Raw genomic sequence first — 21,453 nt, 5'->3', positions numbered from 1 at the left:
AATGTCCGTGACCGCCGACCCGCGCACCGATTCCTTCGTCAGGGACAGCAAGGCCGAGTGGGAAGATCTCGGCGCAGGCGTCCGGCGCAAGATCCTGGGCTACAGCGACGCCATGATGATGACCCGCGTCGCCTTCGAAAAGGGCGCGGTCGGCCCGCTGCATAGCCATCCCCACAGCCAGAGCGCCATCATCGAGAGCGGCGTCTTCGACGTCACCATCGACGGGCGGACCGAGCGCATGGGCAAGGGCGACGGCTACATCGTGAAGTCGAACGTGGTGCACGGTGTCGTCGCGATCGAGGCCGGTGTGCTGCTGGACATCTTCACCCCACCCCGCGAGGACTTCCTGGGCTGACGCCCCGAGCCGGCCGCAGAACCGAGGACAAGACATGCTGCACGAGGACAGGCTCTTCCCGAGCGACGCGACCCAGCGGGCGATCGCCCGCCGGCTCTACGCCGAGGTGCGCGACCTCCCGATCGTGAGCCCACACGGCCATACCGATCCGGCATGGTTCGCGGGCAACGCGCCGTTCCCGGACCCCGCGACTCTGTTCGTGGTGCCCGACCACTACATCTTCCGCATGCTCTACAGCCAGGGCGTGACGCTGGAGAGCCTGGGCATCGCGCGGCGTGACGCCGGCACGGTCGAGCGCGATCCCCGGCGGATCTGGCGGACCTTCGCCGAACACTGGCACCTATTCCGCGGCACGCCGACGCGGATGTGGCTGGACCATGCATTCGAGACGGTGTTCGGCGTCACCGAGCGCCTGTCGGCGGACACCGCGGACGTGATCTACGACCGCATCGACGCCGCCCTCAAGACACCGGAGTTCCGGCCGCGCGCCCTGTTCGAGCGCTTCCGGATCGAGGTCATCGCGACGACCGAATCACCCCTCGATCCGCTGGATCATCACCGCGCGATCCGCGAGAGCGGCTGGAAGGGGGGCGTCGTGACGGCCTTCCGTCCCGACCCCGTCGTCGACCCGGATTTCGAGGGTTTCGCCGCGAATGTCGAGGCGCTGGGTGCGCTGACCCGCGAGAACACCGCGACCTGGCAGGGCTATCTGTCGGCGCTCGCCGCGCGCCGGGCCTATTTCCGGGAATTCGGCGCCACCTCGACCGACCACGGGCATCCGACGGCCGCCACGGCCGACCTGTCCCGGGACGAGGCGGCCCGGCTCTTCGATAAGGCGTTGCGCGGCGCGCTGACGCCCGACGAGGCCGAGCTCTTCCGCGGCCAGATGCTGACCGAGATGGCGCGCATGAGCCTCGATGACGGGCTCGTGATGCAGATCCATCCGGGCTCGTTCCGGAACCACAACGGACGCCTCTTCGAAGCGTTCGGCCGGGACAAGGGCGCCGACATCCCGACCCGCACGGACTATGTCCGCGCGCTCAAGCCGCTGCTGGACCGCTTCGGGAACGAGCGCGACCTCACCATCATCCTCTTCACCCTGGACGAGAGCACCTACGCCCGCGAGCTCGCCCCGCTCGCCGGCCACTACCCCGCCCTGCGGCTGGGTCCGGCCTGGTGGTTCTTCGACAGCCCCGAGGGGATGATGCGCTACCGGGAGACCGTCACGGAGACCGCCGGCTTCTACAACACGGTCGGCTTCAACGACGACACCCGTGCCTTCTGCTCGATCCCGGCGCGCCACGACGTGGCCCGGCGGGTCGACTGCGCCTATCTCGCCCGGCTGGTCGCAGAGCACCGGCTGGACGAGGACGAGGCGCGCGAGCTGGCGGTGGATCTCGCCTACCGCCTCGCAAAGCGCGCCTACAAGCTCTGAGGACGGCCTACCCCGCCGCACGAGGAGCAGGACTGGACCGGAGCATCGCAAGCGACCGCGCCGGATCGAGAGCGAAACGAAACTGACATAACGACACGGATCACTTGGAGGAGACACCATGAGCTTCACGTTCAGATCGATCCGCGCCCTGGCGCTCGCCGCATGCGCCGCGGGCGCCCTGCTGGCGACCCCGGTTGCGGCCCGCGACTTCCGCTCCGCAGACATCCACCCGACGGACTACCCGACCGTCGAGGCGGTGCGCTACGTCGACAAGCTGCTGAAGGAGCGGACCAACGGCCGTCTCGGCGTCCGTGTCTTCCCGAACGGCGCGCTCGGAAACGAGAAGGATACGATCGAGCAGCTCAAGATCGGCGCGCTCGACATGATGCGCATCAACGTGGCTCCGCTGAACAATGTGGTGCCCGAGACGCTCGTGACGGCGCTTCCCTTCATCTTCCGCTCGACCGAGCACATGCGTGCGGTGCTCGACGGCCCGGTCGGCGACGAGATCCTGGCGGCCATGGAAAGCCAGGGCCTGGTCGGCCTCGCCTTCTACGACAGCGGCGCACGGTCCATGTACACCGTGAACAAGCCGATCAAGACGCTGGCCGACCTGAAGGGCGCCAAGATCCGCGTCCAGCAGTCCGACATGTTCGTCTCGATGGTCCAGGCGCTCGGCGCGAACCCCACGCCGATGCCCTTCGGCGAGGTCTACACCGCACTGAAGACCGGGATCGTCGACGCGGCCGAGAACAACTACCCGTCCTACGAGTCCTCGCGCCACTTCGAGGCTGCCAAGTACTACTCGAAGACCGAGCATTCCATGGCGCCCGAGGTCCTCGTCTTCTCCAAGGTCGCCTGGGATCGCCTGCCCAAGGAGGACCAGGCGGAGATCCGCAAGGCCGCCAAGGAGTCCGTCCCCTACATGCGCAAGCTGTGGGACGAGCGCGAGCAGAAGTCCCGCGAGGTCGTCGAGAAGGGCGGCGCCCAGATCTCCGAAGTCGGGAACAAGCAGGAGTTCATCGACGCGATGAAGCCGGTCTACGACAAGTTCGCAGCCGACGCGAAGCTGAGCTCCCTGGTCAAGCGCATCCAGGACACGAAGTAAGCCTGACAGCGGCGCCGTTCCCTTCGGGGGGGCGGCGCCGCATCCGCGCAGAGGGCACGGCAATGGATATCGAAATGAACCGGGTCGCGGCGGTGGCGCACCCGCAGGCCTCCGGATGGTTGACGCGGATGAACGCGGCCATCGCGCGGACGGGAATGTGGATCGCCGTCGCGGGGCTGGTCGCCATCGTGGCGGTGGTCTTCTATCAGGTCTTCGGCCGCTACGTGCTGAACAGCTCGCCGACCTGGGCCGAGAGCCTGGCCCTGGTCCTGGTGCTCTACGTGACGCTGATCGGGGCCGCCGTCGGCGTACGCGACGCCGGGCATATCGGCCTCGACTCGCTGCTCGTCCTTCTGCCCGACAGGGTGCGCAGCAAGATCGAGATCCTGATCTACGCCCTGGTTGGGACCTTCGGAGCCTGCATGGCCTACAACGGCTGGCTGCTCGGCACCTCGGTCGCCTCGTACATGCTGCCGAACCTTCACGTCTCGGAAGCCGTGCGTTACGTGCCGCTCGTCCTGTCCGGGGTGCTCATCGTCCTGTTCTCGATCGAGCACGTCATCGCGCTGCTCCGCGGCGAGGAGGTCGCGCCGTCATGGAACTGATCATCCTTTCGGTGAGCTTCTTCGGCTTCCTCATCCTGGGCGTACCCGTCGCCTTCGCCATCGGCCTCTCGGCCTTGTGCACGATCCTCTACGAGGGCCTGCCCGTCGCCGTCATCTTCCAGCAGATGATGTCGGGCATGAACATCTTCTCGTTCCTGGCGATCCCGTTCTTCATCTTCAGCGGCGAGCTGATGCTCCACGGCGGCGTCGCCGACCGGATCGTGGCGGCCGCGCGCAGCATGGTCGGGCACATCCGCGGCGGCCTCGGCATGTCCAACGTCGTCGCCTGCACGCTGTTCGGGGGCGTCGCCGGCTCGCCAGTGGCCGACGTCTCGGCCATGGGCGCCGTGATGATCCCCATGATGAAGCGCGAGGGCTACCACGCGGACTACGCCGTCAACGTGACGACCCATGCCGCCCTGGTCGGCGCGCTGATGCCGACCAGCCACAACATGATCATCTATGCCCTTGCGGCCGGCGGAAAGGCGTCCATCGGCGCGCTGATCGCGGCGGGGCTGGTGCCCGCGCTGATCCTGATGATCTCGAACCTGGCGGCGGCCTACATCGTCGCGGTGCGCCGCGGCTACCCCGCCCTGTCCTTCCCGGGCTGGGCGATCGTCTGGCGCACCCTGGCGGCGGCGGCGCCCGGCCTGCTGATCGTCGTCATCATCCTGGCGGGCATCACCTCAGGCGTCTTCACGGCCACCGAATCGGCCTCCATCGCCGTGATCTACTCGCTGCTGCTGACGCTGTTCGTCTATCGCAGCATGACATGGCCGGCCTTCCTGCATGCCGCCGGCAAGACCGTGAAGACCACGGGCGTCGTGCTGCTGCTGATCGGCGTCTCCACCATGTTCCAGTACCTGATGGGCCTCTACTCGGTGGCCGATCTGACGGGCGAGATGATGGCAGCCATCTCGACCAACCCCTGGGTCATCTTCCTGCTGATCAACATCATCCTGTTCCTGCTCGGCACCTTCATGGACATGGCGAGCACGATCCTGATCTGCACGCCGATCTTCCTGCCGATCGCCATGCAGTACGGGATGGACCCTGTTCAGTTCGGCATCGTGATGCTGATAAACTGCGCCCTCGGCCTCAACACGCCGCCGGTCGGGACGACCCAGTTCATCGGCTGCGCGATCGGAGGCGTTTCGGTCGGCGAGGTGATGCGTTCCATCCTGCCCTTCTACGGGGCGCTGTTCGCCACGCTGCTGCTCGTCACCTATGTGCCGGCATTCTCGCTGTGGCTACCGAGACTGCTGCTGAACTGAAGAACGGAAGACCATGAGACTCCATCCCGACCGCCTCGGGTCCCTGCCCGCGGACGTCGCCCGCCCCCGGTACGACCGTGCGTCGCTGGGGACCGGGATCGTGCATCTCGGCATCGGCGCCTTCCACCGGGCCCACCAGGCCGTCTATACCGAGGACGCCATGGCGGCCCAGCCGGGCGCCTGGGGCATATCGGGCGTCAGCCTGCGCAGCCCGGATACGCGCGACGCGCTCGAGCCCCAGGGCGGCCTCTACACGGTCGCCGTCCGCGACGCCGCCGGCGAGCGGCTGCGCGTCGTCGGCTCCGTGACCGAGTTGCTCGTGGCTCCCGAGGATCCTGAGGCGGTGCTCGTGCGCCTATCCCGGCCCGAGGTGCGCATCGCCAGCCTGACCGTCACCGAGAAGGGCTACTGCCACGATCCCGCCACGGGCGCGCTGGACGAGGACCATCCCGGCATCCGGCACGACCTGGCGGAGCCGCACCGTCCGCAGACGGCCCCCGGCTTCCTGATCGAGGCGCTGGACCGGCGCCGGCGCGAGGGCCTCGCCCCCTTCACCGTCCTGTCCTGCGACAACCTCCCGAACAACGGCGAGACCGCGGCGCGGATCCTGCGCCGCTTCGCCGAGCTGCGGGACCCCGCCTTCGGCCGCTGGTTCGAGGACAACGTCGCCTGCCCCAGCAGCATGGTCGACCGCATCGTCCCCGCGACCATCGACGAGGACCGGGCAAGCGTGGCGCGCGGCCTCGGCCTGGAGGACGCCTGGCCGGTGATGACCGAGCCCTTCACCCAGTGGGTGATCGAGGACCGCTTCTCGGCCGGGCGCCCGGCCTGGGAGGAGGTCGGGGCGGAGCTGGTGAAGGACGTCCGACCCTACGAGCACATGAAGCTCCGGCTGCTCAACGGCAGCCATTCCTGCATCGCCTATCTCGGCTATCTCGGAGGGCACGCCACCGTCTCCGACACCATGGCCGACCCCGCCTATGCCCGCCTGATCCGCGGCCTGATGGACCAGGAGGTCACGCCGACGCTCCACGTGCCGCCGGGCGCCGATCTCGGCCGCTACAAGGCGGCGCTGATCGAGCGCTTCCGCAATCCCGCGCTCAAGCACCGGACCTGGCAGATCGCGATGGACGGCACGCAGAAGCTGCCGCAGCGCCTTCTGGGCACGATCCGCGAGCGGCTGGCGGCGAACCAGCCGATCGACCGTCTGGCCCTGGGCGTCGCCGCCTGGATGCGCTACGTGACCGGCCGTGACGAGCGCGGCGAGGCCATCGACGTGCGCGATCCCATGGCCCCGCGCCTCGCCGCCATCGCGGCGGAGGCCGGCACGGATCCCGCAGCCCTGGTGCGTGGCTATCTCGCCCTGCGCGAGGTCTTCGGCGACGACCTGCCGCGCAGCCCCGCCTTCGCCGAGCCCGTCACCGCGGCCCTCGGCCGCCTCTTCGCCCAGGGCGCCCGCCGCACCGTCGAGGCCATGCCATGACCCTGCCCCGCATCGAACCCGCGCTCCGCGGCACCCGGGTGATCCCGGTGCTCGTGCTCGACGACCCGGCCCAGGCCGTCTCCATCGGCCGCGCGCTGGTAGCCGGCGGGCTGCCGGTGCTGGAGGTGACGCTGCGCACCCCGCGGGCGCTGGCCTGCGCGGAAGCCATCGCGGCCCAGGTGCCGGGGGCGATCGTCGGCCTCGGCACGCTGACGCGCCCCGAGCACTTCGCCCAGGCCCGCGATGCCGGGGCGAAGTTCACGGTGAGCCCTGGCCTGACCGACCGGCTGGCCCAGGCCGCGCTCGCCTCGGGCATTCCCTACCTGCCTGGCACGGCCACCGTGACCGAGGCGCTGATCGCCCTGGAGCACGGCTTCTCCGAGCTGAAGTTCTTTCCGGCCTCCGTTGCCGGCGGCGCCCCCGCGCTGAGGGGCATGGCTCCCCTGCTCCCCGATGTGCGCTTCTGCCCCACCGGAGGGGTGCGCGCCGAGATCCTGCGTGACTATCTGAGTCTTTCCAACGTCTTCGCGGTCGGCGGCACCTGGCTGGCGCCGGCCGAGGCGGTGGCGCAGGGGCGCTGGGACGAGATCGAGCGCCTGGCGCGCGAGGCGGCGGCGCTGGCCGCCGCTGCCTGACGGTTCAGCCGCCCGCTTTCTCACCCCGGCCGCGCGGCGCGGCCGGGGCTCCTCCACCCGAGGCCCTTCCATGCAGACCGTCCTGACGCCCGTTTCCCAATCTCCCGTGGTCCGCCTCCATCCCGCCGACAACGTGGTGATCGCCCGGTCCGAACTGCGACCGGGAACGGAGATCCCGGTCGAAGGGATCACGGTGCGCGACCTGGTCCCCGCCGGCCACAAGATCGCGACCGCCGCCGTCGCCCTTGGCGAGCCGGTGCGCCGCTACAACCAGGTGATCGGCTTCGCGACCGAGGCGATCGCCCCTGGCGACCATGTGCACGTCCAGAATCTCGGCATGCAAGACTTCGCGCGCGACTACGCCTTCGGAGCCGACGCGCGTCCAACCGACTTCGTCCCCGAGGCCGAGCGTGCGACCTTTGAAGGCTACGTCCGGCCGACAGGCGCGGTAGGCACCCGCAACTTCATCGGCGTGCTGACCTCGGTGAACTGCTCGGCCACCGTGGCCCGGCTGATCGCCCAGACGGCCGAGCGCGAACTGCTGCACGAGTTCCCCGGCGTGGACGGGGTCGTGGCCCTGACCCACGGCACCGGCTGCGGAATGGCCGGCGACGGTGAGGGCTACGCGATCCTGCAGCGCACGCTGTGGGGCTATGCGCGCAACCCGAACTTCGCGGGCGTGCTGATGGTCGGCCTTGGCTGCGAGGTCAACCAGATTGACTTCCTGCTGGACGCCTACGGCATCAAGCCGGGACCGCATTTCCAGGTCATGAAGATCCAGGACCGCGGCGGCACGCGCCAGACCGTGGCGGCCGGCGTCGAGGCCGTGCGCGCCATGATGGCCGATGCAGACAAGCTGCGCCGCACCACCGTTCCCGCCAGCGCGCTGGTCGTCGGCCTGCAGTGCGGCGGCTCGGACGGCTATTCCGGCATCACCGCCAACCCCGCGCTGGGCGCCGCTTCGGATCTGCTGGTGCGGCAGGGCGGCACGCCGGTCCTGTCGGAAACCCCCGAAATCTTCGGGGCCGAGCACCTGCTGACTCGGCGCGCCCTCAGCCGCGAGATCGGCGAGAAGCTGGTCGAGCGCGTGCGCTGGTGGGAGGATTACACCGCCCGCCTGGGCGGCGAGATGAACAACAACCCCTCGCCCGGCAACAAGGCCGGCGGCCTGACCACGATCCTCGAGAAGTCCCTCGGGGCGGTCGCCAAGGGCGGCACCAGCGCGCTGGTGGAGGTCTACCGCTACGCCGAGCCGATCACCGCCAAGGGCTTCGTATTCATGGACACGCCGGGCTACGACCCGTGCTCGGTCACCGGCCAGGTGGCGGGCGGCTGCAACCTGATCTGCTTCACCACGGGCCGCGGCTCGGTTTCCGGGTTCAAGCCGGCGCCAAGCCTGAAGCTCGCGACCAACACGCCCATGTACCGCCGGCTGGAAGAGGACATGGACATCGACTGCGGGCCAGTGCTGACCGGAGAGGTGGACGTCAAGGAGATGGGCGAGCGCATTTTCCGGCTGATGCTCGAGACGGCCTCGGGCAAGCCCACCAAGAGCGAGGCGCTGGGCTTCGGCGACAACGAGTTCGTGCCCTGGCAGATCGGGGCGGTGATGTGATGGCAAGGCCGATGCCCCGCGTCGCATCGCTCGGCGAATGCATGGTCGAGCTCTACCGCCGCCCCGACGGGTCAACCGTGCTGGGCTTCGGCGGCGACACGCTGAACACCGCCGTCTACATGGCCCGCCTGGGCCTCGCCGTCGACTACGTGACGGCCCTGGGCGACGACAGCCTGAGCGGCGAGATGATGGCGACCTGGAGGGCCGAGAATGTCGGCACCGACCGCGTCCTGCGCGTGCCGGGCCGCCTGCCGGGGCTCTACATGATCGAGGTCGACCCCAGCGGCGAGCGCCGCTTCCTCTACTGGCGCGACGCGGCGCCCGCGCGCGACCTCTTCGCCCTGCCCGGCACGGCCGAGCTGGAGGCCGCGCTGGAAAGCTACGATCTCCTGTACCTCTCGGGCATCAGTCTCGCCATCTGGGGCGAGGCCGGGCGCGAACGGCTCTATGCCCTGCTGGACCGCGTGCGCCGGCGCGGCGGGCGTGTCGCCTTCGACAGCAACTGGCGCCCGCGCCTGTGGCCGGACCGGGAGACCGCGCGCCGCGCCTATTCCGCCATGCTGGAGCGGACCGACATCGCCTTTCCGGGCCTCGCCGACGAGCGCGACCTGTTCGGGGACGCGGATCCCGCAGCGGTGATCGCGCGCATGCGCACGGCCGGCGTGCGCGAAATCGTCGTGAAGCTCGACCGGCCGGGCTGCCTGATCGCGACCGGCGATGCCGGCTCCGCCCCGGTCGAAGTCTCGGCGGAGCCCGTGAAGCAGGTCGTCGACACCACCGCGGCCGGCGACAGCTTCAGCGCGGGCTATCTGGCCGGGCGCCTCCAGAGCCGCGATCCGGCCGCGGCCGCGCGCCTGGGCCAGCAGGTGGCCGCCGCCGTGATCCAGCACCGCGGCGCCATCATCCCGCGCGAGGCGATGCCGGCGATGGCAGAAGGCTGATCCCCCGCACGGGGGCCTGCCGGTACCCCGCGCAGGCGGCGGCCCCACGGGGCCGCCGCCTGTCTCCTACCGGTTGAGCGCCGCCATGCTCTGCGCGGCGTAGCGGGTCCCGGCCGCGGCGCCGGGGGGCAGCACCTCGTCGATCCGCTTCAGCTCGTCGGATGTCAGCGTGACGTCCAGCGCGCCCAGGTTCTGCTCGAGGTACTTGCGCCGCTTTGTGCCAGGGATCGGCACGATGTCCTCGCCCCGGGCCAGCACCCAGGCCAAGGCGAGCTGGGCCGGCACGCAGCCCTTGTCCCGGGCCATGGCCTCGATCTGGGCGACGAGGTCGAGGTTGCGCTGGAAGTTCTCCCCCTGGAAGCGCGGGTTGCTGCGCCGGAAATCATCGGCGGGCAGGTCCTCGGGCCGCTTGTACTGGCCCGTCAGGAAGCCGCGGCCCAGCGGGCTGTAGGGCACGAAGCCGATGCCGAGCTCGCGCACCGTGGGTAGGATCTCGGCCTCGGGGTCGCGGGACCATAGCGAATACTCGGTCTGAAGCGCCGTGATCGGATGCGTCGCATGCGCCCGCCGGATCGTCTGCGGCGCCGCCTCGCTGAGGCCGAGATGGCGGACCTTGCCCTCGCGCACCAGCTCGGCCATGGCGCCGACCGTCTCCTCGATCGGAACGGTGGGGTCCACGCGGTGCTGGTAGTAGAGGTCGATCACCTCCACTCCCAGGCGCCTCAGGCTCGCCTCGCAGGCCGAGCGGACGTAGTCAGGCCGTCCGCTGATGCCCTGGAAGCTGCCGTCGGCCCCCCGCACGTTCCCGAACTTCGTCGCCAGGAACACCCGGTCGCGCCGGTCACGGATCGCCCGGCCCACGAGCTCCTCGTTGCGGCCCACGCCGTACATGTCGGCCGTGTCCAGCAGCGTCACGCCGAGCTCCAGCGCCCGATGGATGGTGGCGATGGATTCGGCCTCGTCCCCGGGGCCGTAGAACTCGGACATGCCCATGCAGCCGAGCCCGAGCGCCGAGACCTCCGGCCCGTTCCTTCCCAGTCGTCGCGTCTTCATCTGGTTCCCTCTTCCCGACGGTTGCGCGTTGCGTGCATGGCGGGTCAGCCACTCGCCCAGGGGCCGGTAATCTGGCCGGCATCGGTGGGATAGCGCCGCGGCTGGTGCTGGACCGTGATCCACTGGTCCGTGGTGAAGGCCTCAATGCCCCAGCCGCCGTTGAAGCGGCCGATGCCCGAGTTCTTCTCGCCCCCGAAGGGATTGTTCGGCAGATCGTTCACGGGCTGGTCGTTGACGTGGACCATACCCGCCTCGATGCGCTGGGCGAGGCGTACGCCGCGCTCGAGGTCGCGCGTGAAGACCGTGGCCGAGAGGCCATATTCGGTGTCGTTGGCAACGCGGATCGCCTCCTCCTCGTCCCGCACGCGGATGACCGGGGCGATCGGCCCGAAGATTTCGTTCCGCGCGATCGGCATGTCGTTGGTCACGCCGGTGAAGACATGGGGCGGCATTATCAGCCCCTGGGGTTCGCCGCCGACGATCTGACGCGCCCCCGTCTCGTGCGCCTTCGCGATCATCTCCTTCAGCCCATCGAACTGCGACTGGTTGATGATGGGCCCGACGAGCGTGTCCGGCAGGTCGGGATCGCCGGCTTTGAGCCTGCGCGCGCGGTCGGCGAAGCGCTCGACGAAGGCGTCGTGCAGACGGTCGACCACGATGAAGCGGTTCACGATCATGCAGATCTGGCCCTGGTGCAGGAACTTCCCGAACACGGCCGCCTCGACCGCCTGGTCGAGATCCGCATCCTCCAGCACCACGAAGGGACCGTTTCCACCGAGCTCCAGGTCCACGCGCTTCAGGACCTTGCTCTCGGCCGCGAGCCGGGCGATGCCGCGCCCCACGGGGGTCGAGCCCGTGAAGGAGATCACGCGCGGGATCTCGTGCGCGACAAAGGCATCGCCGATCTCGCTTCCGGCGCCGACCACGACGCTGAGCAGGCCCGCCGGCAGCCCGGCCTCCTCGAAGATCTTGGCGGTCAGCAGGCCGCCCGTCACGGGGGTGTCGCTCGCGGGCTTCACGACGACCGCATTGCCGAGGGCGAGGGCCGGCGCCAGAGAGCGCGCCGTGAGCTGGAGCGGCCAGTTCCACGGGCTGATCACGCCGACGACGCCCACCGGCTTGCGGTAGACGCGCCCCTCCTTGCCCGGCACGTCGGCCGGCAGGATCCGTCCTTCCAGCCCGTAGGCTAGCCCCGCGGCGTAGAGCATCACCGCATGGACCGAGGACCATTCCAGGCTGGCCTTGATCCGGGTGCCGCCGGATTCGCGGACGATCCAGGAGATGATCTCCTCCCGCCGCGCCTCCATCACCTCGGCGGCCCTGCGCAGCACCGCCGCGCGCTCGCCGGGGACGGCGGCGCCCCAGGCGGGCTGCGCCTTCCTTGCTGCGGCATAGGCCTCGTCCAGGTCGCTGCGGTCGGCCTGCTGGATCTCGGCCAGGAGCTCGCCGTCGAAGGGGTTGCGGTCCTGGTTGACCTTGGCCGACCGGCCCTTGCGCCATGTTCCGGCGATGGGCATCAGGTGGAAGTCGGAATAGGCCCGGGCGACGGGCTGTCCTTGATCGGGCATCGGTGGGTCTCCATCACGCGGTCGGCGCCACGGCGCACCGCCGGGCGCCTCGGAGGGCACCCGCCGCAGGTCGGTTTCGCGCGGGACGGGTCCCTACAGCCCTGCTGCGCGGTCACCCCTCAACCCGGCGCGCCGTGCGCCGTTCCCGCCGGACAGGCGCCGTGGCACGCATGGCAGGGCTGGGCTAGTCTGAAGGCAGACCCGTTGCGAGAGGGGGAGCGCTGATGCTCGAACGGCACGGCAGCTACGAGGAGACCGCGCGCCGCTTCGCCTGGCGCGTGCCGGCGCGCTACAACATCGGCGTCGATGTCTGCGACCGCCACGCCCACGATGCCGGGCGCATCGCGCTGCTGTGGGAGGAGGACGGGCGGCTGCGCACCTTCTCCTTCGCCGAGATCCGGGCGCTGTCGAACCGCCTCGCCAACCTGCTGGGGGCCCACGGGATCGCGCGGGGCGACCGGCTCGCCGTGCTGCTGCCCCAGTGCCCCGAGACGGCGCTGGCCCATGTCGCGGGGTTCAAGGCCGGGCTGATCACCGTGCCGCTCTTCGCGCTGTTCGGCGAGGAGGCGCTGGAATACCGGCTCGCCGACAGCGGGGCGCGGGTCCTGGTGACGGATACGGCCGGCTGGGCGAAGGTGGCGCCGCTGCGCGCCCGGCTGCCCAATCTCTGCCTGGTGCTGTGCACGGATGGCGGCCCCGCCGGCACGACCGACCTGCACCGCGCGCTGGAGCGGGCCTCGGACCGGTTCGATCCCGTGGACACCGCGGCTGACGATCCGGCGGTCATCATCTACACCTCGGGCACCACCGGGAACCCCAAGGGCGCGCTGCACGCCCACCGGGTGCTGCCGGGCCACCTGCCCGGGGTCGAGCTGCCGCACGAGTTCTTCCCGCAGCCCGGCGACCTGTTCTGGACGCCGGCGGACTGGGCTTGGATCGGTGGGCTCTTCGACGTGCTGATGCCGGCCTGGCATCACGGGATCCCGGTCCTGGCAAAGCGCTTCGCCAAGTTCGACCCGGAGCGGGCGGTCGATCTGATGGCGAGGCACGGCGTGCGCAACGTCTTCCTGCCGCCCACGGCGCTGAAGCTGATACGCCAGGCCGGTGTCGCCGGCACGGGGCTGCGCCTGCGCACGCTTGCCAGCGGTGGGGAGACGCTCGGCGGCGAGCTGCAGGACTGGGGCCGCTCGGTGCTCGGCCTTCCCATCAACGAGTTCTACGGCCAGACCGAATGCAACCTCGTCGTCGGCAACGCCGCCGGGCTGATGCCGATCCGTCCTGGATCCATGGGTCGGGCGATCCCCGGCCACCGGGTAGGGATCGTCGACGCCGAGGGGAACGAGCTTCCCGACGGCACCGTCGGGTCGATCGCCGTCCGGCGCCCGGACCCGGTGATGTTCCTGGGCTACTGGAACAAGCCCGAGGCGACGGCGGCCAAGTTCGCCGGCGACTGGCTCGTCACCGGCGACCTCGGGCGGCGCGATCCGGATGGGTATCTCTGGTATGTCGGCCGGGACGACGACGTGATCACTAGCGGCGGCTATCGCATCGGCCCTGGCGAGGTCGAGGAATGCCTGATGCGCCACCCGGCGGTGGCGCTGGCGGCGGTGGTGGGCGTGCCCGACCCTATCCGCACCGAGATCGTGAAGGCCTATGTGGTGCTGCGCAAGGGCCATGCGCCCTCGCCCGCCCTCGCATCCGAAATCCAGGACTTCGTGCGCACGCGGCTGGCGGCTCACGAGTACCCCCGGCAGGTCGCGTTCGTCGACGAGTTGCCCATGACCACCACTGGCAAGATCATGCGGCGCGTGCTTCGCCAGCAGGCCGCCGCGGGCGAAGCGTGAATCGCGCTCAGCGCGCGAAGACCGTGGGCCTGCCGCGCGCCACCGGCTGCTCGGTCGACAGCGCGGCGATGGCGGCCGCGATCTTCGCGCCGCCATGGGTCGAGGGCTCGATCGGATTCGCGTAGTCGGCGTCCTCGTCGCAGATCAGGCGCAGGTCGATCACCGACAGGCCGCGCGCGAAGGCCTCGCGCAAGATCACGTCGTTGAAGATGCCAAGCGCCGTCACCACCAGCCGCTGGTAGGCGGGATCGGGGAAGCGCGCATCGTAGATCGTGCACAGCGCGGTCGGAATGCCGTGGGCCAGCACGGCATCGAGCATGGCTCGGTAGTTGCGGGCGAAGCCGTCGCGGATCCGCGCAAGACGCTCGACCACCTCGGCAACGCTGCCCGCGCGGTCCTGGAGAACCGGCGCTTGGCCCAGCGCGTCGTTGCCGCCGGCACTGACGACCAGATGGCTCGTTCCGGCCGGCAGCCCCAGCGCCTGCCGCGCCACCCCCGAGACGACGGCGCCGTCCACGGCCCGCAGTTCCGCCGAGGAGCCCGGGGGCAGCACGGCGTTCAGCTGCGCCACCACGTCCGGTCCGCCAGCCACATAGGCCGCGTTGTCGAAGATGGAATCTCCAAGCAGGACGATGCGGGCCATGGCCGGTTCCCTCGTTGCGGTCGGGATTCAACCGCGCCACCGCGGATTCCGTCCTGGCGGCGGCTCCGGGCCGGCTGGCGGGACTTGGCGCCGGGCGGCCTGCCCCCTATCCTCGGTAGCACGACCAACCCTGCCGGGGCGCGCCCGTCCCCTCGGATACCGCGCCACCCTGGCACGTCCCCAGGCGCCGGAGCACCGGCAGGCCGGCATGATGGGATTTCCGAGGACTCTGTGAGACTTGGCGTGATTGCGGCGCTTGCCGCCCCCACCATCGTGGTCGCCGGCGGCTTCCTGTGGCTGTCCACGGCCGGCGGGCCGGGCTCGGCCGGTGCCGGGATCTATGCCGAGCACTGCTCGGCCTGCCATGGCGCTGCGCTCGAGGGCCAGCCCGACTGGCGCAGCCGCAAGCCCGACGGCAGGCTGCCGGCGCCGCCGCACGATGCCTCCGGCCACACCTGGCACCACAGCGACGACCAGCTCTTCCGCATCGTGAAGGAAGGGACCGCCGCGCTGGCACCGCCGGGCTATGTCAGCGACATGCCGGGCTTCAGCGGCGTCCTGACGGACCGGCAGATCCGCGACGTCCTCGCCTATATCAGGAGCACCTGGCCTTCCGACATCCAGGCCCGCCAGCAGCAGATCAGCCGCGCGGCGCGCTGAGGGCGCGTTCAAGGCGCGCGATGGCCGTCTCATCGCAAGGCAAGCCGAATCTCAGCCGGTCCGGCCAAGCCGCGAAGGCGCGCACCAGGATGCCCGACCGGCCCAGCGCCGCATGGATGGACCCGGCATCGGGATGCCGGACCAGGCGGAACAGCGCGGTTCCGCCGAGAACCTCGAGCCCATGCCGCGCCAGAATGCGATCGAGCCCCGCGGCTGCGCCCTCGAGGCGGGCGCGCGTGGCATCGTCCCAGCCCGTATCCGCGAGCGCGGCCGCCCCGATCTCCAAGGCCGGGCCCGGGACGGCCCAGGGTCCCAGCTCGTCCTCGATCGCCGCTGCCACCGCCGGCTCGGACAGGGCAAAGCCCAGCCGCAGACCCGCCAGACCGTGGAACTTCCCGAAAGAGCGCAGGACCACCAGCCCCGGCCTGCCGGCGGCGAACGCCACCGAGGCCCGGGGCGCGAGATCGGCGAAGGCCTCGTCCACGACCAGCCAGCCGCCGCGCCCGGCGAGCGCCTGCGCAAGGGAGAGCAGATCCTCTGGCCGCGCGACGCGCCCGTCAGGGTTGTTGGGGTTCACGACGACGACGACCTCGGCCCAGTCCGCAATGGCCCCGATGTCCGGGCGGGCGACGACGTCATGGCCAAGCCGCGCCCAGCACCGCGCGTGCTCGGCATAGGTCGGACTCACGACCGCGACACGACCCGGGCGGCGCAGGCGGGGCAGGACCTGGATCAGCGCCTGGGATCCCGGCGCCGCGGCGACGGCCGCGACCGGGCAGCCCCAGCGCCGCGCCGCGGCCGCCTTCAATCGGCTGGCCGATGTGTCGGGCAGACGCCGCCAGGCGGCCTCGGACACCATGGGAAGCGGCGCCGGCCAGGGCCAGGGCCACGGGTTGATACCCGTCGAAAGGTCCAGCCACGGCTCCGCCGGCGTGCCGAAGAGCGCCTCGGCCGCGGCCAGATCTCCGCCGTGATCGCGCACGGGATCGCGAAGACTATCGCGCTCGGGATCGCGAAGACTATCGCGCTCGGGATCGCCGAGGTCCATGTCCCTCCCCATCGGTGCGGATCCAGGCTTAGGCGTTGACCGCCGCGCGGGCAATGCCTAAGAGGGCCGCGTGGCCGATGCTTCCCACCTCCCCGTCCTGTTGCTGGCCCTGGCGCTCGACGCGCTCTTTGGAGAGCCGGCCTGGCTCTATGCCAGGATCCCGCATCCGGTGGTGCTTTTCGGCCGGCTGATTGGCTGGCTCGACCGCAAGCTGAACCGCGCGCAGCGGAGCTTCGAGGAGCGTCGCATGCGTGGCGTGCTCGCGGTCGCCTTCCTGGCTGCCGTGGCGGTGCTCCCCGCGCTCTGGCTCGACCGGCTGCTGCATGCGCTGCCGCTGGGCTGGGCCGCGGAGGCGTTGCTCGCCTCGACCCTGATCGCCCAGCGTAGCCTGCACGACCATGTGGCGGCCGTGGCCGCGGGGCTGGAGGATGCCGGCCTGCGTGGTGGCAGGCGCGCCGTCGCCATGATCGTCGGCCGCGATCCCGACAGCCTCGACGAGGCGGGAGTCGCGCGCGCCGCCATCGAATCCTGCGCCGAGAACTTCTCGGACGGCGTCGTCGCCCCGGTGCTGTGGTTCGCGCTTCTCGGCCTGCCGGGACTGGCGCTCTACAAGGCCGTCAACACCGCCGACAGCATGATCGGGCACCGCACGCCGCGCCACGAGGCCTTCGGCTGGGCGGCCGCCCGACTGGACGATCTCATGAATCTGGTGCCGGCGCGCCTGGCCGGCGCACTGCTGGCGCTTGCCGCCCTGGCGACGCGCGGGCGCGCCGCGGCCGAGACCGCGCTGGCAGCCATGCGCGCCGATGCCGGGCATCACCGGTCGCCCAATGCCGGCTGGCCGGAGGCCGCCATGGCTGGCGCCCTCGGCGTCGCGCTGGCCGGGCCGCGCCGCTATGCCGGCGTTCTGGTGGAGGACCGCTGGATGCACGCCGCCGGGAACCGCGACGCGGCTCCCGGCGACATCAGAGCGGCTCTCGCCCTGATGCGCGCGGCCTGCTGGACCCAGGCAGGACTGGCTTCAATCCTCTGGATCATGTCCTGAGGGAAGGCCTGGCCCTCTCCAGTCGGTCTATACCCGCCGACAGGTAACGCGCAGCCGTTTCTGCGTGGTTTACTCGTCGTGGAAGGATGCGCGCCATGATGAGCTCAGTTCAGAGACTTGCGATCCTCGAAGCGGCCATATCGAAGATGGACGAAGCCATCCTGTTGATCGGGCTGATCGCACGGGAAAAACCTCTCTCGCATTGCGAGAAGCTCGATTTCATCGATCGCGTGACGAACCTTCTCGAGGAGGTCGATCCCGGCTGGGCCGAGGAGCAGGAGGAGCGCTAGGTTTCGGCACGGGCGTCGGGCGCGAGGCGCCCCATCGCCCTACCCCGCGTGGATGTGCGCGGGCTCACAGTCCGGCATGCCTCTCGGATCCAGGATGGCTTCGGCCATTCATGGACCGGAAGGATTGACTCCATGCGCAGAATCACCATCGCCGCGGCCATCGCCGCCCTGCTGGGCCTCTCGGCCTGCTCGACCGGGCAGGTCGTCGGCGCGGGCGCCGGCGCCGCGGGCGGCTATGCCGTCGACGGCAAGCGTGGGGCGCTGATCGGCGGAGCCGGCGGCGCGCTGCTCGGCGGGCTGCTGGACTGACGCCGCCCGCGATCCGGTTTTCCTAGAGGATCGCGAGCACGGCCTCGGGCGGGCGGCCCAGCGCGGCCCTGGCGCCTTTCACGACGATGGGTCGCTCGATGGCGACGGGGTGGCGCGCCATCCCTTCGATGAGGGCATCGTCGCTCAGGGCGGGGTCGTCCAGCCCGGCCTCGGCCGCCTCCTTGCGGCGCAGGAGCTGTCGCGGCGGAATGCCGAGCTTGACCAGGATCGCGCGCAGCTCGGCCGAGCTCGGCGGCGTCTTCAGGTATTCGACGACCAGCGGTGCAACGCCTCGGGCCTCCAGCAGGGCCAGCGTCTCGCGCGACTTCGAGCAGCGTGGGTTGTGGTAGATGGTGACGGCCTCGGCCATGGCTCCCGTCCGGAAAGAACGGGGCCGCGCCGGCGGCGCGGCCCCGCGATGCTCACTTCGGCAGGCTGCCCTGCACGCCCTCGACGTAGAAGGCCATCTTCAGGATGTCCTCATCGCTGGCATGCTTGCCCTCGGCGTAGACGACCTTGCCCTGCTGGTCCTTGATGGGACCGGCGAAGGGATGCAGGCGTCCGGCGACGATGTCGTCCTTCACCTTCTGGCCGAGCGCGACGTTGTCGGCGCCGATCGAGGGGTTGAAGGGCGGGATCACGACCAGCCCCTGCTTGATGCCGTCCCAGGTATCGATGGCCTTCCAGGTTCCGTCCATGACCTCCTTCACCCGTCGCACGTAGTAGGGGCCCCAGTCGTCGACGATCGAGGTCACCAGCTTGTTCGGCGCGAAGCGCTGCATGTCCGAGGACTGGCCGAAGGACCAGGCGCCGCGCTGCTCGGCGATCTGGCAGGGCGCCGGGCTGTCGGTGTGCTGGGTGATGACGTCCGCGCCCTGGTCCAGCAGGGCCTTGGCGGCGTCGGCCTCCTTGCCGGGATCGTACCAGGAGTTCACCCAGACGACCCGGACCTGCGCCTGCGGGTTCACCCGGCGCAGGGCGACGGTGAAGGCGTTGATGCCGCTGACGACCTCGGGGATCGGGAATGACCCGATATAGCCGATGATGTTGGACTTGGTGAGCTTGCCGGCCAGGGCGCCGCAGATGGTGCGGCCCTCGTAGAAGCGCGCCGAGTAGGTCGCGACGTTGTCCGCGCGCTTGTAGCCCGTGCAATGCTCGAACTTCACCTTCGGATGGCGCTGGGCGACCCGGATCGTCGGGTTCATGAAGCCGAAGGAGGTCGTGAAGATCAGGCCGTTGCCCTGTGCGGCGAGTTGGTTGATCACGCGCTCGGCATCCGCGCCCTCGGGCACGTTCTCCACGAAGGTGGTCTGGACCTTGGCGCCGTAGGCCTTCTCGACCTCCTTGCGGCCGAGGTCGTGCTGATAGCTGAACCCGTGGTCGGAGACCGGGCCGACATAGACGAAGCCCACCTTGAGCGGCGCCTGGGCCAGCGCGGACCCCATGCCGAAGGGCAGCGCCGACGCACCGGCGAGGGCGGCCGAGCCGATGGCGAATTGGCGGCGGGAGATATCCATTCTTGCCTCTCTGTTCCTTGCTTGGAGGTTCTGGAGCTGTTTGGAACCCGGCTCTTCAGGCCGCCGGGTGGAAGGTCTTCCCGATGCAGGCCGGCGCGTTCAGCCGGATCCGCACGCGATCGCGCGAGATCGCGACCAGCACGAGCACGGTCGCGAGATAGGGCAGCATCGCCATGAACTGCGAGGGCACCGGGATGCCGAGCCCCTGGCCGTAGAGCTGGCCCAGCGTGACGCCGCCGAACAGCCAGGCGCCGACCAACACGCGGCCGGGCTTCCAGGTCGCGAAGACCACCAGCGCCAGCGCGATCCAGCCGCGCCCTGCGGTCATGTTCTCGGCCCATTGTGGGGTGTAGGCCAGCGACAGGTAGGCGCCGCCGAGCCCGCTCATGGCGCCGCCGAACAGCGTGGCCATCAGGCGGATGCGCAGCACGGGATATCCGATGGCATGGGCGGCGTCGTGGTTCTCGCCGACGGCGCGGAGCACGAGACCGCGCCGCGTGTGATAGAGGAACCAGTGAACCGCCGCCACGAGCGCGAGGGCAAGGTAGACCAGCGCATCATGGCCGAAGAGAAGCGGCCCGATCACGGGCAGGTCCGAGAGGCCCGGGACCGCGAGCTGGGGAAGCCGGTCGTGGGGCGTGCCCACGAAGTCCTTGCCCATGAGGGCCGACAGACCGATGCCGAAGAGCGTCAGCGCCAGCCCCGTCGCCACCTGGTTCGCCTTGAGCCCCAGGGTCAGGAAGGCGAAGACCAGGGCCATCAGGGCGCCGGCCAGCGCCGCAGCGACGATCCCGAGCGTGCCGCTGCCGGTCACCTGCACGCCGATGAAGCCGGACACGGCGCCCACCAGCATCATGCCTTCGACGCCGAGGTTCAGGACGCCCGATTTCTCGGCGACCAGTTCGCCCGTGGCGGCGAGGAGCAGCGGCGTCGCGGCGATGATGGTCGCGATCAGGAGGGCCGTGACGGTCTCAAGCACGGCCGGCCTCCCCGGCGGGTGCGCCCCAGCGGACGCGGTAGCGGATCAGCACGTCCGTCGCCAGCAGGAAGAACAGCAGCATGCCCTGGAAGACCCCCGTGACCGCGATCGGAAGCTGCAGCGTGATCTGCGCGGATTCGCCGCCGATATAGGTCAGCGCGATCAGCAGCGCCGCCAGCAGGATCCCCAACGGGTGCAGGCGGCCCAGGAAGGCCACGATGATCGCGGTGAAGCCGTAGCCCTGCGGGATCGCCGGCGTGAGCTGGCCGACCGGCCCCGCCGCCTCGATCACTCCCGCGAGACCAGCCAGTCCGCCCGAGAGCAGCAGGCAGAACCAGATCAGCCGGCGCTGGTCGAACCCGGCATAGCTCGCCGCCGCCGGCGTCAGCCCCAGGACCTTGATCTGGAAGCCAACGAAGGTGCGGGCCAGCAGGAACCAGCCCCCCAGAACCACCGCGAACGCGATCGGCGTGCCCAGATGCAGGCGCGTCCCTTCGAACAGCACCGGCATCAGCGCATCGTTCCCGAACATGCGGCTCTGCGGGAAGTTGAAGCCCTCGGGATCTCGCCAGGGACCGTGGACGAGCCAGTTCAGGAACAGCGTCGCGACATAGACCATCATCAGCGAGACAAGGATCTCGCTGGCGTTGAAGCGGGTGCGCAGGAAGGCCGGGATGGCAGCCCAGAGCGCGCCGCCGAGGATGCCGGCCAGAAGCATGGCGGGCATCAGCCACGGCCCCTCCTCGCCCCAGAAGGCCAGCGCAAGGCCGCCGCCCAGGACGGCCCCCATCACGAGCTGCCCTTCTGCCCCGATGTTCCAGACATTGGCCCGGAAGCCGATCGCGAGACCGACCGCGGTCAGGGTCAGCGGCGTCGCCTTCACGGCCAGCTCTCCGAGCCCGTAGAAGGTCGAGACCGGCTCGACGAAATACGCATGCAGCGCCCGGCCGGGCGGGTAGCCCAGCGCCGCGAACAGCGCCGTGCCGGCCAGCAGCGTGAGCGCGACCGCCAGCACCGGCGTCATCCAGACCATGACGGGCGAGGCT

Annotated in this window: 22 protein-coding genes; 14 read left to right on the top strand and 8 right to left on the bottom strand. The window is 70.3% G+C overall.

Going from position 1 to position 21,453, the window contains the following annotated elements; all coding sequences use genetic code 11:
* The first annotated feature begins 1 nt into the window (after position 1).
* The 9 genes from JUB13_RS12500 (at position 2) to JUB13_RS12460 (ending at position 9,451) form a co-directional block, all read left to right on the top strand.
* On the top strand, positions 2-355 hold the full coding sequence (locus tag JUB13_RS12500) for a cupin domain-containing protein (RefSeq protein ID WP_207479290.1): 354 nt from the start codon (positions 2-4) through the stop codon (positions 353-355).
* Positions 356-389: 34 nt separating this feature from the next.
* Positions 390-1,790 (top strand): glucuronate isomerase, encoded by a 1,401-nt coding sequence (gene uxaC, locus JUB13_RS12495; protein ID WP_207479287.1) that lies wholly within the window; start codon positions 390-392, stop codon positions 1,788-1,790.
* Between the two features lie 118 nt (positions 1,791-1,908).
* A complete protein-coding gene (locus JUB13_RS12490) occupies positions 1,909-2,898 on the top strand; it encodes a TRAP transporter substrate-binding protein (RefSeq protein WP_207479274.1) in 990 nt (329 codons plus the stop codon).
* A 62-nt stretch (positions 2,899-2,960) separates the two neighbouring features.
* A complete protein-coding gene (locus tag JUB13_RS12485; protein ID WP_207479272.1) occupies positions 2,961-3,503 on the top strand; it encodes a TRAP transporter small permease in 543 nt (180 codons plus the stop codon).
* Positions 3,494-4,777 carry a TRAP transporter large permease gene (locus JUB13_RS12480; RefSeq protein ID WP_207479269.1) on the top strand — a complete coding sequence of 428 codons (1,284 nt, stop codon included), beginning with the start codon at positions 3,494-3,496 and terminating at the stop codon, positions 4,775-4,777. The genes JUB13_RS12485 and JUB13_RS12480 overlap by 10 nt, the downstream gene beginning before the upstream one ends.
* A gap of 13 nt (positions 4,778-4,790) precedes the next feature.
* Positions 4,791-6,260 (top strand): mannitol dehydrogenase family protein, encoded by a 1,470-nt coding sequence (locus JUB13_RS12475; protein WP_207479267.1) that lies wholly within the window; start codon positions 4,791-4,793, stop codon positions 6,258-6,260.
* Positions 6,257-6,895 (top strand): bifunctional 4-hydroxy-2-oxoglutarate aldolase/2-dehydro-3-deoxy-phosphogluconate aldolase, encoded by a 639-nt coding sequence (gene eda / locus JUB13_RS12470; protein ID WP_207479264.1) that lies wholly within the window; start codon positions 6,257-6,259, stop codon positions 6,893-6,895. The genes JUB13_RS12475 and eda overlap by 4 nt, the downstream gene beginning before the upstream one ends.
* A gap of 70 nt (positions 6,896-6,965) precedes the next feature.
* Entirely contained in the window at positions 6,966-8,510 is a 1,545-nt protein-coding gene (locus tag JUB13_RS12465; RefSeq protein ID WP_207479261.1) for a UxaA family hydrolase, read from the top strand.
* The gene (locus JUB13_RS12460; protein WP_236024916.1) at positions 8,510-9,451 is read left to right on the top strand and encodes a sugar kinase; all 942 of its coding nucleotides are present in this window, start codon (positions 8,510-8,512) and stop codon (positions 9,449-9,451) included. The genes JUB13_RS12465 and JUB13_RS12460 overlap by 1 nt, the downstream gene beginning before the upstream one ends.
* A gap of 66 nt (positions 9,452-9,517) precedes the next feature.
* On the opposite strand, the gene JUB13_RS12455 is transcribed toward JUB13_RS12460, so the two are convergent.
* On the bottom strand, positions 9,518-10,504 hold the full coding sequence (locus JUB13_RS12455; RefSeq protein ID WP_207479259.1) for an aldo/keto reductase: 987 nt from the start codon (positions 10,502-10,504) through the stop codon (positions 9,518-9,520).
* A gap of 44 nt (positions 10,505-10,548) precedes the next feature.
* Positions 10,549-12,072: an aldehyde dehydrogenase family protein gene (locus tag JUB13_RS12450; protein ID WP_207479256.1), complete on the bottom strand. Its 1,524-nt coding sequence runs from the start codon at positions 12,070-12,072 to the stop codon at positions 10,549-10,551.
* A gap of 224 nt (positions 12,073-12,296) precedes the next feature.
* Between JUB13_RS12450 and JUB13_RS12445 the strand changes: the two genes are divergently transcribed.
* Positions 12,297-13,916 carry an acyl-CoA synthetase gene (locus tag JUB13_RS12445; RefSeq protein WP_207479253.1) on the top strand — a complete coding sequence of 540 codons (1,620 nt, stop codon included), beginning with the start codon at positions 12,297-12,299 and terminating at the stop codon, positions 13,914-13,916.
* A gap of 7 nt (positions 13,917-13,923) precedes the next feature.
* Here the strand turns inward: JUB13_RS12445 and JUB13_RS12440 are convergent, their stop codons facing one another.
* Positions 13,924-14,559: an SGNH/GDSL hydrolase family protein gene (locus JUB13_RS12440; protein WP_207479250.1), complete on the bottom strand. Its 636-nt coding sequence runs from the start codon at positions 14,557-14,559 to the stop codon at positions 13,924-13,926.
* Between the two features lie 231 nt (positions 14,560-14,790).
* On the opposite strand from JUB13_RS12440, the gene JUB13_RS12435 reads away from it, so the two are divergent.
* Complete coding sequence (locus JUB13_RS12435) at positions 14,791-15,219, top strand: c-type cytochrome (protein WP_407928125.1); 429 nt, start codon at positions 14,791-14,793, stop codon at positions 15,217-15,219.
* Here the strand turns inward: JUB13_RS12435 and cobD are convergent.
* Positions 15,200-16,279 (bottom strand): threonine-phosphate decarboxylase CobD, encoded by a 1,080-nt coding sequence (gene cobD, locus JUB13_RS12430; RefSeq protein WP_236024915.1) that lies wholly within the window; start codon positions 16,277-16,279, stop codon positions 15,200-15,202. The two genes, JUB13_RS12435 and cobD, sit on opposite strands and share 20 nt — an antisense overlap.
* 58 nt (positions 16,280-16,337) lie before the next feature.
* Between cobD and cbiB the strand changes: the two genes are divergently transcribed.
* From cbiB to JUB13_RS12415, 3 genes are all read left to right on the top strand, one after another.
* Positions 16,338-17,312, top strand: a complete 975-nt coding sequence (cbiB, locus tag JUB13_RS12425; protein ID WP_207479248.1) for an adenosylcobinamide-phosphate synthase CbiB — start codon at positions 16,338-16,340, stop codon at positions 17,310-17,312.
* A 95-nt stretch (positions 17,313-17,407) separates the two neighbouring features.
* Entirely contained in the window at positions 17,408-17,602 is a 195-nt protein-coding gene (locus tag JUB13_RS12420; protein WP_207479245.1) for a hypothetical protein, read from the top strand.
* A gap of 132 nt (positions 17,603-17,734) precedes the next feature.
* Positions 17,735-17,911 carry a hypothetical protein gene (locus tag JUB13_RS12415; RefSeq protein WP_207479243.1) on the top strand — a complete coding sequence of 59 codons (177 nt, stop codon included), beginning with the start codon at positions 17,735-17,737 and terminating at the stop codon, positions 17,909-17,911.
* Positions 17,912-17,933: 22 nt separating this feature from the next.
* Here JUB13_RS12415 and arsC read toward each other — a convergent pair whose 3' ends face one another.
* From arsC to JUB13_RS12395, 4 genes are read right to left on the bottom strand one after another with little or no spacing between them, the layout of a single operon-like run.
* A complete protein-coding gene (gene arsC, locus JUB13_RS12410; RefSeq protein WP_207479242.1) occupies positions 17,934-18,281 on the bottom strand; it encodes an arsenate reductase (glutaredoxin) in 348 nt (115 codons plus the stop codon).
* A 52-nt stretch (positions 18,282-18,333) separates the two neighbouring features.
* A complete protein-coding gene (locus JUB13_RS12405; protein ID WP_207479241.1) occupies positions 18,334-19,428 on the bottom strand; it encodes a BMP family ABC transporter substrate-binding protein in 1,095 nt (364 codons plus the stop codon).
* Positions 19,429-19,483: 55 nt separating this feature from the next.
* Positions 19,484-20,407, bottom strand: coding sequence for an ABC transporter permease (locus JUB13_RS12400; protein WP_207479240.1), 924 nt, complete (start codon positions 20,405-20,407; stop codon positions 19,484-19,486).
* The gene (locus tag JUB13_RS12395) at positions 20,400-21,440 is read right to left on the bottom strand and encodes an ABC transporter permease (protein WP_207479239.1); all 1,041 of its coding nucleotides are present in this window, start codon (positions 21,438-21,440) and stop codon (positions 20,400-20,402) included. The genes JUB13_RS12400 and JUB13_RS12395 overlap by 8 nt, the downstream gene beginning before the upstream one ends.
* Positions 21,441-21,453: the final 13 nt, after the last annotated feature.

The sequence above is a fragment of the Arenibaculum pallidiluteum genome, from assembly GCF_017355985.1.
Classification (GTDB): Bacteria; Pseudomonadota; Alphaproteobacteria; order Azospirillales; family Azospirillaceae; genus Arenibaculum; species Arenibaculum pallidiluteum.
The sequence above is the reverse complement of the archived record's forward strand: the minus strand, read 5'-3'. Positions and strand labels throughout refer to the sequence as shown.

Coding starts and splice junctions, on each gene's coding strand:
- JUB13_RS12500 (WP_207479290.1), top strand. CDS start 2: ATGTCCGTGACCGCCGACCCGCGCACCGATTCCTTCGTCAGGGACAGC.
- uxaC (WP_207479287.1), top strand. CDS start 390: ATGCTGCACGAGGACAGGCTCTTCCCGAGCGACGCGACCCAGCGGGCG.
- JUB13_RS12490 (WP_207479274.1), top strand. CDS start 1,909: ATGAGCTTCACGTTCAGATCGATCCGCGCCCTGGCGCTCGCCGCATGC.
- JUB13_RS12485 (WP_207479272.1), top strand. CDS start 2,961: ATGGATATCGAAATGAACCGGGTCGCGGCGGTGGCGCACCCGCAGGCC.
- JUB13_RS12480 (WP_207479269.1), top strand. CDS start 3,494: ATGGAACTGATCATCCTTTCGGTGAGCTTCTTCGGCTTCCTCATCCTG.
- JUB13_RS12475 (WP_207479267.1), top strand. CDS start 4,791: ATGAGACTCCATCCCGACCGCCTCGGGTCCCTGCCCGCGGACGTCGCC.
- eda (WP_207479264.1), top strand. CDS start 6,257: ATGACCCTGCCCCGCATCGAACCCGCGCTCCGCGGCACCCGGGTGATC.
- JUB13_RS12465 (WP_207479261.1), top strand. CDS start 6,966: ATGCAGACCGTCCTGACGCCCGTTTCCCAATCTCCCGTGGTCCGCCTC.
- JUB13_RS12460 (WP_236024916.1), top strand. CDS start 8,510: ATGGCAAGGCCGATGCCCCGCGTCGCATCGCTCGGCGAATGCATGGTC.
- JUB13_RS12455 (WP_207479259.1), bottom strand. CDS start 10,504: ATGAAGACGCGACGACTGGGAAGGAACGGGCCGGAGGTCTCGGCGCTC.
- JUB13_RS12450 (WP_207479256.1), bottom strand. CDS start 12,072: ATGCCCGATCAAGGACAGCCCGTCGCCCGGGCCTATTCCGACTTCCAC.
- JUB13_RS12445 (WP_207479253.1), top strand. CDS start 12,297: ATGCTCGAACGGCACGGCAGCTACGAGGAGACCGCGCGCCGCTTCGCC.
- JUB13_RS12440 (WP_207479250.1), bottom strand. CDS start 14,559: ATGGCCCGCATCGTCCTGCTTGGAGATTCCATCTTCGACAACGCGGCC.
- cobD (WP_236024915.1), bottom strand. CDS start 16,279: ATGGGGAGGGACATGGACCTCGGCGATCCCGAGCGCGATAGTCTTCGC.
- JUB13_RS12420 (WP_207479245.1), top strand. CDS start 17,408: ATGATGAGCTCAGTTCAGAGACTTGCGATCCTCGAAGCGGCCATATCG.
- JUB13_RS12415 (WP_207479243.1), top strand. CDS start 17,735: ATGCGCAGAATCACCATCGCCGCGGCCATCGCCGCCCTGCTGGGCCTC.
- arsC (WP_207479242.1), bottom strand. CDS start 18,281: ATGGCCGAGGCCGTCACCATCTACCACAACCCACGCTGCTCGAAGTCG.
- JUB13_RS12405 (WP_207479241.1), bottom strand. CDS start 19,428: ATGGATATCTCCCGCCGCCAATTCGCCATCGGCTCGGCCGCCCTCGCC.
- JUB13_RS12395 (WP_207479239.1), bottom strand. CDS start 21,440: ATGGTCTGGATGACGCCGGTGCTGGCGGTCGCGCTCACGCTGCTGGCC.